The following is a 13417-nucleotide window of genomic DNA, read 5'->3' as shown; positions in this document are numbered from 1 at the left end:
TCCCTATTATACGATAACAACTTGTGATACTCCTCACCATTATACTATAACAAAACATGTTATAATAGAAAGATCTTGACAGGAAGGGTTACCAATGAACATGAAACGAATACTATACATAATATTAGCTCTTGCCTTAATAACGGCATGTCAGCAGGAAAAAGAAGAAATAACGATTTCGGCAGCGGCATCCTTAACGGACACATTACAAGAAATTATAAATCAGTTTGAAGAGGAAAACCCTCATATCACCGTTTCACTTAATTTAGGCGGATCAGGTTCATTGAGTCAGCAAATTATACAAGGGGCACCAGCAGATATCTTCTTTTCTGCGTCTGTTCCACATTTTGAACGTGTTTTACAAGAAGGGTTAATCGAGGAAGAGAATGCTCGCGCTTTATTAGCTAATGAACTAGTGTGGATTCAGCCACAAAGTGATCAACTAGCCACTGCTGTGGAATCATTTGATCAAATAGCAATGGGTACACCAGAAACAGTACCAGCTGGTAACTATGCAAAACAAGCATTGGTTGCTCAAGGGATTTATAAGGAAATAGAAGAGCAACTCATTTTTACGAAAGATGTTAGACAAGTCGTGCAATATGTAGAAAGTAATAATGTAGAAGCTGGGATCGTATATAAAACGGATGCCATGATCTCTGATAAGGTGCAAATCAATGAAACTCTGCCATTGGGAGAGTATGAACCAATCATATACCCCGTAGGTATCATTAAGTATTCCCAAGCGGTTGAAGCTTTTTATAACTATTTACAGTCAGAAGCAGCACTCGAAATATTTCAACAATACGGATTTCAAGAAATAGATGGTGACACAGATGGAAGCATTTTTTCAACCGATTAAATTATCATTAATTGTTGCAAGTATAGCATTATTGATCGTCTTTATTTTAGGCGTTTCAGCAGCATGGCTGATGTCCAGAAAAGAGTTTAGGGGCAAAGTATTGATTGAAACAATATTATTATTGCCAATTGTTTTACCTCCAACAGTAATTGGTTTTATTTTAATTATGTTATTTGGTCAAAACGGAATATTGGGTACATTAACGAATCTGCTCTTTCATCAATCACTTATGTTCACGATTTGGGCAGCTATTATCGCAGCTGTAGTAGTTGCTTTTCCACTTATGTATCAGTCTGTTAAAACAGGTTTATCATTTGTGGACCGTCATATTGAGGATGCTGCAAGAGTAGATGGCTCCACCGAATGGGACGTTTTTCGGTATATCACCTTACCATTAATTCAGAAGCCTATTCTTTCGGGTGTGATTCTTAGCTTTGCCAGAGCGTTAGGCGAATTTGGAGCTACATTAATGTTTGCCGGAAATATTCCCGGACGAACACAGACAATACCAATGGCGATTTATGTGGCCTTTGAATCCAATAAAATGACATTAGCATGGTCATGGGTTTTGTCTATCATTGTCGTATCTTTTGTTATGCTATTTTTTATACGTAAATCTGCCTAAAAAATAGTCATAAATTTGTAAAAACCACACAATGCAAACGCTATCAAAGCGTGTTAGAATAGAAGGAAATCACAAAAGAAGTTGAGGAGATTAGGATGAATGATCATTTATATAGATGGAGAAATAAAGAAATTCGTAAGCAAGTAGCTGTTATTGATGATAAAGAGTCACCTACACTGATTTTGACAAATGCCTATTATTTAAACGTTTTTTTAAGAAAATGGCTGGAGGCTCATATTTGGATTTACCATGACCGAATTGTATATGTGGGTTCGAAATTACCAACATCCTTAACAGGTATAGAAGTAGTGGATTGTACAGGTAAATATGTGGTGCCAGGATATATTGAACCACATGCACATCCATTTCAACTTTATAATCCTTATGAATTAGCTATGTATGCCGGTCAAACAGGAACAACAACATTGATGAATGATAACTTACCATGGCTTTATTTAACTAACAGAGAGAAAGCGTTTACATTGTTAGAGGATTTCATGAAGCTCCCTGTATCCATGTATTGGTGGGCAAGATTTGATTCACAATCTGAAATTAATGAGGAACAAGAGATTTTTAAGGATGAGGAAGTGCAAGCATGGTTGCAGCATGAAGCCGTCGTGCAAGGAGGAGAATTAACGGCATGGCCGCAAGTCATGCGTGATGATGACCGTATTCTTTATTGGATGCAGGAAGCAAAGCGACTTCGTAAGCCGGTGGAGGGGCACTTCCCAGGTGCTTCTGAGAATACATTGGTAAAGCTAAAACTTCTCGGTGTCAGCTCAGATCATGAAGCATTATCTGGTGAAGAGGTATATAATCGTCTATCAATGGGGTATCGCGTAGGTTTGCGCAATTCTTCGGTACGCCCTGATTTGGCAAAGTTGTTAAAAGAACTACAGGATCTCGGAATCCATTCTTATGATTTCCTAACGATGACAACAGACGGTTCTACACCTGCCTTTTATGAGAACGGCATCATTAATCAATGTATTCAGATCGCAATAGACAGTGGGGTGCCGGCGATTGAAGCATATATGATGGGGACATATAATGCAGCAGAGCAATTCCATTTAGAGGAACGACTCGGTGGCATTGCACCAGGTCGAGTAGCACACCTAAATATCTTATCAGAAGTAAACAATGCCACACCTGAATCTGTTATTGCTAAAGGAAAATGGTTGAAAAGAGACGGACAATTGGTTGAGCAAGATATCGAAATCGATTGGGATAAATACGGATTAGGAGAGCTTAGCTTAGATTGGCAGTTAACAGAAAAAGACTTGCAATTCTCGATGCCGGTTGGACTGAAGATGGTTAATGATGTCATCATGAAACCATATCCGATTACGATTGATGCCAATACGGAAGAAATTACAAATTCAAAAAATGAATCGTTCCTGATGTTAATCGATCGTGAAGGACAGTGGCGAGTAAACACGATTATAAAAGGATTTACGAAAACATTAGGTGGATTGGCCAGTTCCTATTCGTTAACCGGCGATATTGTGTTAATTGGGAAAAGTAAATCAGATCTGCTACTAGCGTTTTCAAGAATGAAGGAAATTGGCGGTGGGATTGTCCTTGTACATCAAGGAAAAGTTGTTTTTGAATTACCTTTACAAATTGCTGGCATGATGTACGCTGGCAAGATGCCAAAACTGATAGAAGAAGATAAGCAATTAAAGGAAATTTTAATCAATCACGGCTATCAATATGAAGATCCACCTTACAATTTACTTTTTTTATCGTCGATGCATTTACCTTTTGTCAGGATTACTCCGTTGGGCATAATAGATGTGAAGAAAAAAGACATACTCTTTCCAGCGATTATGCGTTAAGAAAAGAGGTTGGCGATTAGTCAACTTTCCTCTATAATAGAATTAGTTCTATCGGCATGCAGTGAATAAGCATGCCGATATTCCGTTTAAACTATTTTTAGAGATTAGAAAAGGTGGCCTTTATGAAGAAATGGTGTGTGCTTTTTTTTATTGTATTATGTTCACTTGTAGCATGTTCTCATGATGAAGAAACGACAAACGAGCAAGATCAGGAAGAACCAGAAGAAATTGTGGAAGAAGAGCCGATTGAGCCTAAAGAACCGGAGAAACCAGAGCATATTTACCCTTTAACAGGGCTTGAAGCGGAGGAGGATGTGACCGATCGATTAATTGCTGTTATGGTCAACAATCATCCAAAAGCAAGACCGCAAACAGGCCTTTCTCAGGCAGATATAGTTTTTGAAATTTTGGCAGAAGGCAACGTAACTCGATTTATGGCGCTCTATCACAGTCATATGCCTGTTCGTGTTGGCCCTGTCAGAAGTGCAAGACCATACTATTTTAATCTAGCAAACAATTATAATGCGCTCTATGTCTATCACGGTGCTGCAGATCATATTGAGAATATGGTTCAATCTGGAGCAGTACAGGGACTAAATGGCATGTACTATGATAATGATAAAGTGTTATTTGAAAGATCAACGGATCGTAACCCACCGCATAATTCGTATACCTTATTTGACGGTATCTACCAGCGAGCAGAAGAGAAGGGATTTTCAATTGACGCGGAGTATCAACCGATGACATTTTTAGAGGATGAGCCGGTAGAAGGTGAAGTTGCGACTGATATCAGCTTTTCTTATGGTAATAATAGTGTAAGATACAAATATGATGAGACAACAGAGAAATATTTGCGATATAGCGATGGTGTACAAACAGTAGAATATGCAGACAGTTCACCTATTCAATTGGATAATGTATTAATCATGGAAACAGCCCATCAAGTAATTGATGACGAGGGACGTCGTGAAATTGACTTTAACTCTGGAGGAAAAGCTTTATTGCTACAGCAAGGTAAAGTACAAGACGTGCAATGGGAGCGAAATGATGGTAGAATAATCCCAACGAAAGATGGAGAGCCTGTTCCGTTTGTTCCAGGTCAAACGTGGATCAATGTGATTCCTACGAGCCCTGGTATTGATGGTGTAGAACTTTCAAACACGGCGGAGTAAAAAGGAGAGATGTATACCATGCAAATCGATAAATTGCGTGGCAAACAATTAGATCAATTATTTGATGCTATTTTATCGCTGGAAGACCGGGAAGAATGCTACCGCTTTTTTGATGATATTGCAACAATGAACGAAATTCAATCATTGGCACAACGCCTGCAAGTAGCGAAAATGCTTGACGAAGGCAGAACTTATACGGCTATTGCAGAAGAATCTAGCGCATCTACGACAACTATCTCTCGAGTGAAGAGATGCCTTGCTTACGGTACCGATGGATATCGTATGGTGCTAGACCGATTGAAGGAAAAAGAGTAAAATCAGGAGTGCCTTCTTAGTTGAAGGGACTCTTTTTAGGTAGTGTCCAGAAAAATGACGAAAGTATCCAGATAACAGTGGAAAATGTCCAGATAATGCACATAAGTGTCCAGAAAGAGTTGGATAGTGTCCAGATAATCTTTGAAAGTGTCCAGAAAATATAATAACAAAATGGAGGCAATATATATGATTAGCTTTGGAGTAATAGGTACGAATTGGATTACCGATCGTTTTATTGATGGAGCAAGTAAATTAGACGATTTTAAGTTAAATGCTGTTTATTCACGAACGGAAGAAAAAGCAAGAGCGTTTGCGAGTAAGTATAATGTCGAGCATACATATACAACTATTCAGGAGTTGGCAGACAGTGACAAAGTCGATGCCGTTTATATTGCTTCACCGACAGCTTATCACTGTGAACATGCGATAGCTTGTATGAAAGGTGGTAAACACGTTATTGTTGAAAAACCTTTTGCCTCTAATCAGCAAGAGGTACAAGCGATGATTGATACCGCAAAACAACAAAATGTCACGCTGATGGAAGCAATGAAAACGACACATACTCCTAATTTTAAGCTTATTCAAGAAAGTTTAGCAAAAATTGGACCGGTTCGCCGCTATGTTGCGAACTTTTGTCAATATTCCTCTCGTTATGATAAATACAAAGAGGGAATTGTATTAAACGCATTTAAACCAGAATTGTCAAATGGGTCATTAATGGATATTGGTGTATATTGCATTTATCCGATGGTCGCTTTATTTGGCGGACCAGACCGTGTAAAAGCAACAGCATATATGTTGGAATCGGGCGTTGACGGTGAAGGAACCGTGACAGTGGACTATCCCTCATTGAACGGTGTCTGTATGTTTTCTAAAATTACGAACTCTGCTATCCCATCAGAAATTCAAGGGGAAAAAGGATCTATTGTTATTGAGAAATTTTCCGATATGACTGAAGTGAAAATTGTGTACAAAGATGGTTCTCAAGAGGTTTTAGATGCTGGACAAGAAGATAACACGATGTATTATGAAGCAAAATCATTTATCGAGTCAATTGAACAAAAGAAGCTTGAAAATGACATCAACACATGGGAGAATTCCCTTACAACGATGCGAATACTAGATCAGGCACGAAAAGAAATAGGTCTAGTATTTCCGGCTGATAAAAAATAAATCTTACGGACAAAAAATGCAACCATCACTAAAACTTGTCTATAAGAAACGAAAAAGGCTGTCATTATTGTGACAGCCTTTTTTCTTATGTTAATTACGAATCAAATGATCAAATGCGCCCAATGCTGCAGTAGCACCAGATCCCATTGAAATAATGATTTGCTTATAAGCGCTATTCGTACAGTCACCTGCTGCAAATACACCAGGGATACTTGTGGTACCACGCTCATCGACTACAATCTCGCCAAACTTATTTAACTCCAAGGTACCTTTCAACCATTCTGTGTTTGGAACAAGTCCAATTTGAATGAAGACACCTGCAAGCTCAATTTGTTTCTCTTCTTCTGATTCACGATCTACATATTTTAGTCCTTCGACTTTGTCAGAACCATAGATTTCAGAAGTTCTTGCGTTTGTAAGCACTGTTACATTGGATAGACTATATAGGCGGTCTTGTAAAACGTTATCTGCTTTTAATTCTGGAGCGAATTCAATCAGTGTTACATGTTTAACAATACCTGCTAGATCAATAGCTGCTTCGACACCAGAGTTTCCACCACCGATTACAGCAACATCTTTTCCTTCAAAGATGGGACCGTCACAGTGTGGACAGTATGCAACACCTTTGTTCTTGAACTCGGCTTCGCCAGGAACACCGATATTACGCCAGCGAGCACCGGTTGAAAGTACAACAGTTTTACTTTTAAGTGTTGCACCGTTTTCTAGTTCTACTTCAAAGAGATCTTTTTTCTCTAAAGATTTTGCACGCATAGAATTCATGATGTCCACATCATAATCTCGAACATGCTCTTCCATGTTAGCAACCAGCTTAGGACCTTCTGTATAAGTTGTGGTGATGAAGTTTTCAATACCAAGTGTGTCTTGTACTTGTCCACCAAAGCGTTCTGCCAATATACCAGTACGGATACCTTTACGAGCAGCGTAAATAGCAGCACTGGAACCGGCAGGGCCTCCACCAACGACTAATACATCATAAGGATCTTTATCGTTTAGCTCGGAAATATCAGCACTGCTTCCTAGTGCTTCAAGGATGCTTTCGATTGTTTGTCGACCATCAACAAACTGTTCGCCATCTAAATAAACGGAAGGAACAGCCATGATGTCTTTACTATCTACTTCCTCTTTAAAAGCAGATCCTTCTACCATTGTATGAGTAATGTCAGGATGTACAACACTCATAATGTTAAGTGCTTGAACGACATCAGGACACTTTTGGCATGATAAGCTTACATACGTTTCGAAGTTAAGTGGACCTTCTAGTTTTTTGATTTGTTCAATAATAGAATCATCCACTTTAGGTGGACGTCCACTTACTTGTAATAATGCCAACACAAGAGAAGTAAACTCATGACCAAGTGGGACACCAGCGAAAATAACGCCAGTGTCCTCGCCTGCACGATTAATACTAAAGCTAGGAGTACGGTCAAAGGAGCCTTTCTCTACTGTGATTTTATCAGACATACTTGCAATTTCATTTACTAGTTCGTCTACTTCTTTTGAAACATCGTCAGAACCGACGCTTGCCTTGATGACAATATCATTTTCTAATAGTTTCAAATATTCATTAAGCTGTGATTTTATTTCTTGATCAAGCATTTTGACCCTCTTTTCTTATATTTCTGAGAAAGAATATATGAAATGTCTACGCAAGCGCCCAGAAACTATGCGACTTCACGAATCGACCTACGATAAGTCATCATCGGTTCGCAAAGCTCACCGTGATTCCTTTATCTCAGTTGATTCTGAAGTCGCTACGTTTCTAAACGGACGCACTAAGCTTTTCTTATATTTTCCCTACTAGATCAATACTTGGTCTAAGTGTTTCGCCGCCTTCTTCCCATTTAGCTGGGCACACTTCACCAGGATTGTTACGTACGTATTGAGCTGCTTTAATTTTATTAATTAGTGAGCTTGCGTCACGACCAATACCTTCTGCATTGATTTCCGCTGCTTGGATAACACCATCAGGGTCAATAATGAATGTTCCGCGATCAGCTAAACCTTCGTCTTCGCGTAGTACATCAAAGTTTTGAGAGATGATGTGTGAAGGGTCACCAATCATTGTGTATTCGATTTTGCCAATTGCATCAGAGCTTTCGTGCCATGCCTTATGTGTAAAGTGAGTATCCGTTGATACAGAGTATACTTCTACACCTAGCTTTTGTAATTCTGCATACTGATTTTGTAGGTCTTCTAATTCTGTTGGGCAAACGAAAGTAAAGTCTGCGGGGTAGAAGCAAACAATGCTCCATTGACCTTTAAAATTTTCTTCTGTTACATCTACAAAGTCTCCTTGACGGAATGCAGATGCTTGAAATGGTAGTACTTCTTTACCGATTAATGACATAATGATTGTCCTCCTTGTGTATTTTTTTATTTTGAATACTTATTCTCTAAAAAAAGTATTCATTACACAACAATTATTATAAAATAAATTATCTTATAAGTGTAATGATACAAATGATATTTCATAAATTCGTAAAAATAAATCTATCTATTCTACCATTTTGAACGGAAAGTTCATGGTTTATTCACAATTATAAAATTATTATTAAAGATGTGAAGAAGATCACACACTTTTTAAAAGAGAGCCGATATTATGACAATAACAAAACAGTGTAAGAAAGGATGGGCGAACATGAAGAATGTGAATAAAATGCAACTACCCTTACAAACGCTTAGCCTTGTCGTCGGCTTTATGGTCTGGGTATTACTCTCATCTTTAATGAGTTTTATTAAGCAAGATATTAGCTTAACAGCAGGACAAATATCGTTTGTTACCGCAGTTCCTGTTATCTTAGGTTCTGTGTTACGAATTCCGCTAGGTTTTTACACAAATCGTTTTGGGGCACGCGGTTTATTTGTGTTAAGTTTACTTTTTTTAATTCTGCCAGTTGGTTATTTAGGCATGGCAAATAGTTTCACAGATTTAATTCTATCAGGATTATTCCTTGGTATTGGTGGAGCGGTATTCTCTGTCGGGGTTACGTCGTTACCGAAATATTATCCGAAAGAAAAACACGGATTCGTGAACGGTATTTATGGTGTTGGGAATATCGGGACGGCGATTACTTCATTTGGTGCACCAATTATCGCTGGAATGTTTGGTTGGCGAATGGCAGTATTTACATTTATTATTCCCTTATTACTGTTTGCGGTTCTCAACTTTATATGGGGAGATCGCCATGAACCAAAAGTTCAAACTTCATTAAAACAACAGATGTTAGGAGTTTATAGAAATAATAAACTATGGTTTTTAAGCTTCTTTTACTTCTTAACATTCGGGTCCTTTGTTGCTTTAACCGTTTATTTACCAAACTTTTTAGTGTCGGAATTTCAACTATCTGAAGTTGATGCCGGATTACGAACAGCAGGTTTTATTGCATTATGTACATTACTCAGACCTGTTGGCGGCTGGTTAGGAGATAAGTTTAATCCCTTTAAAGTGTTAATGTTCGTTTTTACAGGCTTAACGATTTCTGGTATTCTGTTATCTTTTTCACCAACGATACTGCTATACACAATTGGCAGTTTATCAGTGGCACTATTTGCTGGTATTGGCAATGGGACGATTTTTAAACTAGTTCCTTTATATTTCACTAAACAAGCAGGGATCGTCAATGGTATTGTGGCTGCCATGGGAGGATTAGGTGGATTTTTCCCGCCGATTATTCTCACTTTAGTTTATGATATCAATGGTCACTATGCGATTGGCTTTATGGCACTATCCCAGTTTGCACTTGCGAGTTTAATCATCATTATTTGGATGTATTATACTGATAAATTGAATTTGTCCAACTATATTGTGAATAATGCGGGACAAGGCATTTTAGTGACAGATGAAAATGGCAGAATTACAAAGATAAACCGTGCTTTTGAACGAATAACCGGTTATCGCGAAGAAGAAGTAATTGGTCAGAATCCTAATATATTAAGCTCTGGACAGCAAGATCCACGTTTTTATGGTGGAATGTGGAAGCAGTTGAAAGAGAAAGACATTTGGCAAGGTAAGATTACCAATAAGCGTAAAAGCGGAGAACTCTATACGCAATGGTTGTCCATTAGTGTGCTAAAAGATGCAGGGGATAATATAACTAATTATGTCGGAGTATTTAGTGAATTAAATGAGTGACCAGTTACCTATTGGTAGCTGGTTTTTTTCAAATGGAAAGAAACTATATAATCTCTGGTACCATCTTATTTTGAACTATGATAAGCGAAACTTGAGAATAACCAAATTGCTAGGTCTAACATTTGTTGTAGAGCAGGTCTTAGCTGAAGTGGTGGTCAAGCTGTTCAAGTATTTCATAATGGATGCTAGTGAAATGATAAATCTTTAGCTTTTTGACTAATGATTCACTACCAAATAGTAAAATGGTTATAAGTAGAAAGTATGGTAAATAATTACCAAGCGTTAACGTTTAATTAAAACTCTCTTAACATATAATTGTTATATTATAAGTAAGCAAAAACCTCCAAGACTTTCTTCCCCAAAAATATATAGATGGAGTGGAATGACATATGTCATGGATTGCGGTAGGACATGCATTTGTAGTCATCTATTTCTTATTCTCAAGCTTGGCTAAACTAGTCCATTACCCTTATTTTGTAGGACAGCTACCAAAGACTTTAGTCCGTCCCTATTCACATCTAATCGCGCTGATGATTTTAATTACAGAACTTACATTAACGATAGCTCTTATTTTTCATTTTTACACCCATATCATGTTAGCCGGTCTTGTGATGCTTGTCTCCATTTTTACCGTTTATCTTATCATCATGATTCAAAAAGGGATAACGAAAGAAGATTGTGGTTGCTATGGTGGTTTTCTAAAAGAACGGCTTGACTATCAAAAAGTAATCAAAAACATCTTGCTTATTACCTTTTTAATCGTTCTTCTATTACAAGCTTCTGCTGCAGTACAGCTTAGAGACTATGGTGTGGCCACTGTCGGATTTGTCACCTATTTGTTCGTACATCACTTATATCAGAAACTCCAACAGAACCAAGTGAAATTGGCGAAAATCAAATCGATGTAAGGAAGGAGAAGCATGTGTATATTCTAATTGGTATTCTCACAATCATTGTTATTGGTCTTGCTGTTATTTCTTGGATTCTTTATCAGCAAATACAGCAGCTCTATCTCTTCTTCTTCCATTATTCAGGTGTGGCAGTTGGTCAGCAAGCACCAGCCCTCCAGAATGTCAATATGGATAAAGAAATAGTACTAATTTTTGCAGACATAGATTGCCCTAAATGTCGCAAAGTAATGGAAGAAATAAACCGTAAAAAGAATCGCATCAAACAAACGTACTGTATCGTGATGATACGTAATCAACAGGAAATAGACACATTTTTAGCAGACAAAGGCTGGAATATCGTTGTGAAGTCAGTAACCGAACGAGAGAAGGAAAGGTTTCAAGTTATTGTGAAGCCCTTTTTCTTTCTGGTAAAGGAAGGGGTTATTCATAAAAAAGGATTAATAGACTCGCTTGAAGACATATTGATGAACGAGTCGTCAGAAGCTCAAGCGAGTTAATATCACTTTGAAAGGAGGTGAAACAAATGAAAAAACGTTTAGGTTGTGTTTCTCTTGTTGTTTTTGGTAAACGCATCGAAAAGTGCTATGGTCCATCATGGTTAAGAGTTTAATACTTAATGCTGGAGGTATTTTGTGGCCGCAAGATACCTCCTCTAAAATGTATGAATGTAATTATATAATATATTACTAATTTTTTCTCTTTTTGTAAATATATATGCATAGTGATGAGGTGATCAAAATGAGTCCACCGTTATTAGAGGTTAATCAAATCACGAAGCGTTTTGTTAGTAAAAAGCAAGAGATAATGGCAGTAAATAATGTTAGCTTTGAGATTAGTTCTAACGAAATTGTAGGACTTGTTGGACATAATGGTTCGGGAAAGACAACGATTTTGAAAATGCTTGCAGGGTTACTGCATCCAGATGAAGGCATTATCAAAATAGAAGGTGAGCTTTGGAAAGAGAAGCAAGTTAAAGAGACCGTTGCTATTCTATTAGAAGGTTCGCGTTCCTTCTACTGGAACTTAACGGGCAGACAAAATTTAGCATACTTCTCTGTGTTAGCAGATGTTAAGCATGTGAAGGATAGAATAGCGGAATTAATCGAATTGTTAGGGATGTCTGCTTTTGTTGATCGAATGACAGGAACCTATTCAAGAGGAATGCAACAGAAACTGTCACTTGCTATTGCCTTATTACAGCAACCGAAACTATTAATCTTAGATGAACCTAGTAATGGACTTGATTATGAATGGTCACAATTGTTAGCTGAATTGTTACAGGATTTAACAGCAAAAGTGAACATGAGCATCATCGTTGTCAGTCATGACTTTCATTTTCTATACCAATTTGTCAATCGAATCTTACATCTCAAACAAGGAAAGTTGGTTCGAGAACTGCCTGTTTATCGGACCAATATACAGAGTAGGGAGCAGTATGTTGCTTTCCATTTACAAGGCGAACTCCCGGCAAATATCGATATTCCTGTTTCTTTACTAGTACAACAAAAGAAAAACGGCTGGATTGTTAATGGTAATCCAGATTCCACCGAGGTTTATCATTTTATCAGTCTGGCGGTATCAAATGGTCTTACAGTAGAACAAGTAACCACATCATTCGCGGCTATAGGAAAGGAAGAAGCTTATGGCTAAAGTGGTGATGGCAGAGTTCCTTAAAGGTTTTCAACTACAATGGAATTATCCATTCTCTTTTTTATTACATACGATTCAGAATTTAATCATTACTGGTGTGCTGATTTGGATGCTTAGCGGTTTAACATCATTGGAGCAGGTGATTGGCTTATTATTTTGGCCAGTCGTCATTAGTGCTATTTCATCCAGTGCACAATCGGTTCAGGACGATATGCAATATGGGACATTTGAGAGAATTGCCGCCAGTAAAAGAAGTTTATCCTTTATTTTATTAGCAAGAAGTTTGTCAGACTTTATTTTTTCTGCATTATTAACCATTATCGCAATTGCAGGAGCAACTCTGTTATTTGATATTTCGCTAAGGATAGAAGCTGTCGCGGCATGTCTGTTTATTGTTTTGTTTACTGGTACTGGATTAAGTTTCATTTTAACTGGCTTGCAAATTTACTACCGAGACATCGGACCGTTAGGGAACATGATCGTATTTGGTTCGGTAGTTGTTTTACTGTTGCCGTGGGATCAATGGCTTCAATTTTTTGAAGTATTTGTTTATCTCTTCCTTCCATTCACAGCTAGTGCCATGTATCTTCAGTCATTGGAAGCTAGTTATCTAGTTTACGCATGTATCAATAGTTTGCTTTTTTTTGTGGTAGGTTTAGTCTATTTGCCATTTATGGTTAGAAAAACAAAAACTAAAAAGGGATTAGGGAGATATTAA

Annotated in this window: 13 protein-coding genes; 11 read left to right on the top strand and 2 right to left on the bottom strand. The window is 37.7% G+C overall.

Annotated elements, in window-relative coordinates; all coding sequences use genetic code 11:
- The first annotated feature begins 94 nt into the window (after positions 1-94).
- The 6 genes from modA to GHT08_RS12460 all read left to right on the top strand — a co-directional run bounded on the left by modA (position 95) and on the right by GHT08_RS12460 (position 5985).
- Complete coding sequence (gene modA, locus GHT08_RS12485) at positions 95-862, top strand: molybdate ABC transporter substrate-binding protein (protein ID WP_163581728.1); 768 nt, start codon at positions 95-97, stop codon at positions 860-862.
- A complete protein-coding gene (modB, locus tag GHT08_RS12480; RefSeq protein WP_163581727.1) occupies positions 837-1487 on the top strand; it encodes a molybdate ABC transporter permease subunit in 651 nt (216 codons plus the stop codon). The genes modA and modB overlap by 26 nt, the downstream gene beginning before the upstream one ends.
- Positions 1488-1582: 95 nt before the next feature.
- Positions 1583-3325, top strand: coding sequence for an adenine deaminase C-terminal domain-containing protein (locus GHT08_RS12475; RefSeq protein WP_163581726.1), 1743 nt, complete (start codon positions 1583-1585; stop codon positions 3323-3325).
- A gap of 122 nt (positions 3326-3447) precedes the next feature.
- A complete protein-coding gene (locus tag GHT08_RS12470; protein WP_163581725.1) occupies positions 3448-4497 on the top strand; it encodes a DUF3048 domain-containing protein in 1050 nt (349 codons plus the stop codon).
- 18 nt (positions 4498-4515) lie between these two features.
- Positions 4516-4812, top strand: coding sequence for a YerC/YecD family TrpR-related protein (locus GHT08_RS12465; RefSeq protein WP_018932368.1), 297 nt, complete (start codon positions 4516-4518; stop codon positions 4810-4812).
- 186 nt (positions 4813-4998) lie between these two features.
- On the top strand, positions 4999-5985 hold the full coding sequence (locus tag GHT08_RS12460; protein WP_163581724.1) for a Gfo/Idh/MocA family protein: 987 nt from the start codon (positions 4999-5001) through the stop codon (positions 5983-5985).
- A 90-nt stretch (positions 5986-6075) separates the two neighbouring features.
- Here the strand turns inward: GHT08_RS12460 and ahpF are convergent, their stop codons facing one another.
- The gene (ahpF, locus tag GHT08_RS12455; protein ID WP_163581723.1) at positions 6076-7602 is read right to left on the bottom strand and encodes an alkyl hydroperoxide reductase subunit F; all 1527 of its coding nucleotides are present in this window, start codon (positions 7600-7602) and stop codon (positions 6076-6078) included.
- 187 nt (positions 7603-7789) lie between these two features.
- Complete coding sequence (ahpC, locus tag GHT08_RS12450; protein ID WP_018932371.1) at positions 7790-8353, bottom strand: alkyl hydroperoxide reductase subunit C; 564 nt, start codon at positions 8351-8353, stop codon at positions 7790-7792.
- A 291-nt stretch (positions 8354-8644) separates the two neighbouring features.
- On the opposite strand from ahpC, the gene GHT08_RS12445 reads away from it, so the two are divergent.
- The 5 genes from GHT08_RS12445 to GHT08_RS12425 all read left to right on the top strand — a co-directional run bounded on the left by GHT08_RS12445 (position 8645) and on the right by GHT08_RS12425 (position 13417).
- Positions 8645-10138, top strand: coding sequence for a nitrate/nitrite transporter (locus GHT08_RS12445; protein WP_163581722.1), 1494 nt, complete (start codon positions 8645-8647; stop codon positions 10136-10138).
- A gap of 389 nt (positions 10139-10527) precedes the next feature.
- Positions 10528-11046: a MauE/DoxX family redox-associated membrane protein gene (locus GHT08_RS12440; RefSeq protein ID WP_163581721.1), complete on the top strand. Its 519-nt coding sequence runs from the start codon at positions 10528-10530 to the stop codon at positions 11044-11046.
- Positions 11047-11060: 14 nt separating this feature from the next.
- On the top strand, positions 11061-11546 hold the full coding sequence (locus GHT08_RS12435) for a hypothetical protein (RefSeq protein WP_163581720.1): 486 nt from the start codon (positions 11061-11063) through the stop codon (positions 11544-11546).
- 241 nt (positions 11547-11787) lie between these two features.
- A complete protein-coding gene (locus GHT08_RS12430) occupies positions 11788-12699 on the top strand; it encodes an ABC transporter ATP-binding protein (RefSeq protein WP_163581719.1) in 912 nt (303 codons plus the stop codon).
- A complete protein-coding gene (locus GHT08_RS12425) occupies positions 12692-13417 on the top strand; it encodes a hypothetical protein (RefSeq protein WP_163581718.1) in 726 nt (241 codons plus the stop codon). The genes GHT08_RS12430 and GHT08_RS12425 overlap by 8 nt, the downstream gene beginning before the upstream one ends.

It is taken from the genome of Gracilibacillus saliphilus, assembly GCF_010994085.1.
GTDB classification, from domain to species: domain Bacteria; phylum Bacillota; class Bacilli; order Bacillales; family Amphibacillaceae; genus Gracilibacillus; species Gracilibacillus lacisalsi.
This window is presented reverse-complemented; position numbering and strand designations above follow the sequence as displayed.

What these genes read in the sequence shown, in the direction of transcription:
- modA (WP_163581728.1), top strand. Translation starts at nt 95, where the DNA reads ATGAACATGAAACGAATACTATACATAATATTAGCTCTTGCCTTAATA.
- modB (WP_163581727.1), top strand. Translation starts at nt 837, where the DNA reads ATGGAAGCATTTTTTCAACCGATTAAATTATCATTAATTGTTGCAAGT.
- GHT08_RS12475 (WP_163581726.1), top strand. Translation starts at nt 1,583, where the DNA reads ATGAATGATCATTTATATAGATGGAGAAATAAAGAAATTCGTAAGCAA.
- GHT08_RS12470 (WP_163581725.1), top strand. Translation starts at nt 3,448, where the DNA reads ATGAAGAAATGGTGTGTGCTTTTTTTTATTGTATTATGTTCACTTGTA.
- GHT08_RS12465 (WP_018932368.1), top strand. Translation starts at nt 4,516, where the DNA reads ATGCAAATCGATAAATTGCGTGGCAAACAATTAGATCAATTATTTGAT.
- GHT08_RS12460 (WP_163581724.1), top strand. Translation starts at nt 4,999, where the DNA reads ATGATTAGCTTTGGAGTAATAGGTACGAATTGGATTACCGATCGTTTT.
- ahpF (WP_163581723.1), bottom strand. Translation starts at nt 7,602, where the DNA reads ATGCTTGATCAAGAAATAAAATCACAGCTTAATGAATATTTGAAACTA.
- ahpC (WP_018932371.1), bottom strand. Translation starts at nt 8,353, where the DNA reads ATGTCATTAATCGGTAAAGAAGTACTACCATTTCAAGCATCTGCATTC.
- GHT08_RS12445 (WP_163581722.1), top strand. Translation starts at nt 8,645, where the DNA reads ATGAAGAATGTGAATAAAATGCAACTACCCTTACAAACGCTTAGCCTT.
- GHT08_RS12440 (WP_163581721.1), top strand. Translation starts at nt 10,528, where the DNA reads ATGTCATGGATTGCGGTAGGACATGCATTTGTAGTCATCTATTTCTTA.
- GHT08_RS12430 (WP_163581719.1), top strand. Translation starts at nt 11,788, where the DNA reads ATGAGTCCACCGTTATTAGAGGTTAATCAAATCACGAAGCGTTTTGTT.
- GHT08_RS12425 (WP_163581718.1), top strand. Translation starts at nt 12,692, where the DNA reads ATGGCTAAAGTGGTGATGGCAGAGTTCCTTAAAGGTTTTCAACTACAA.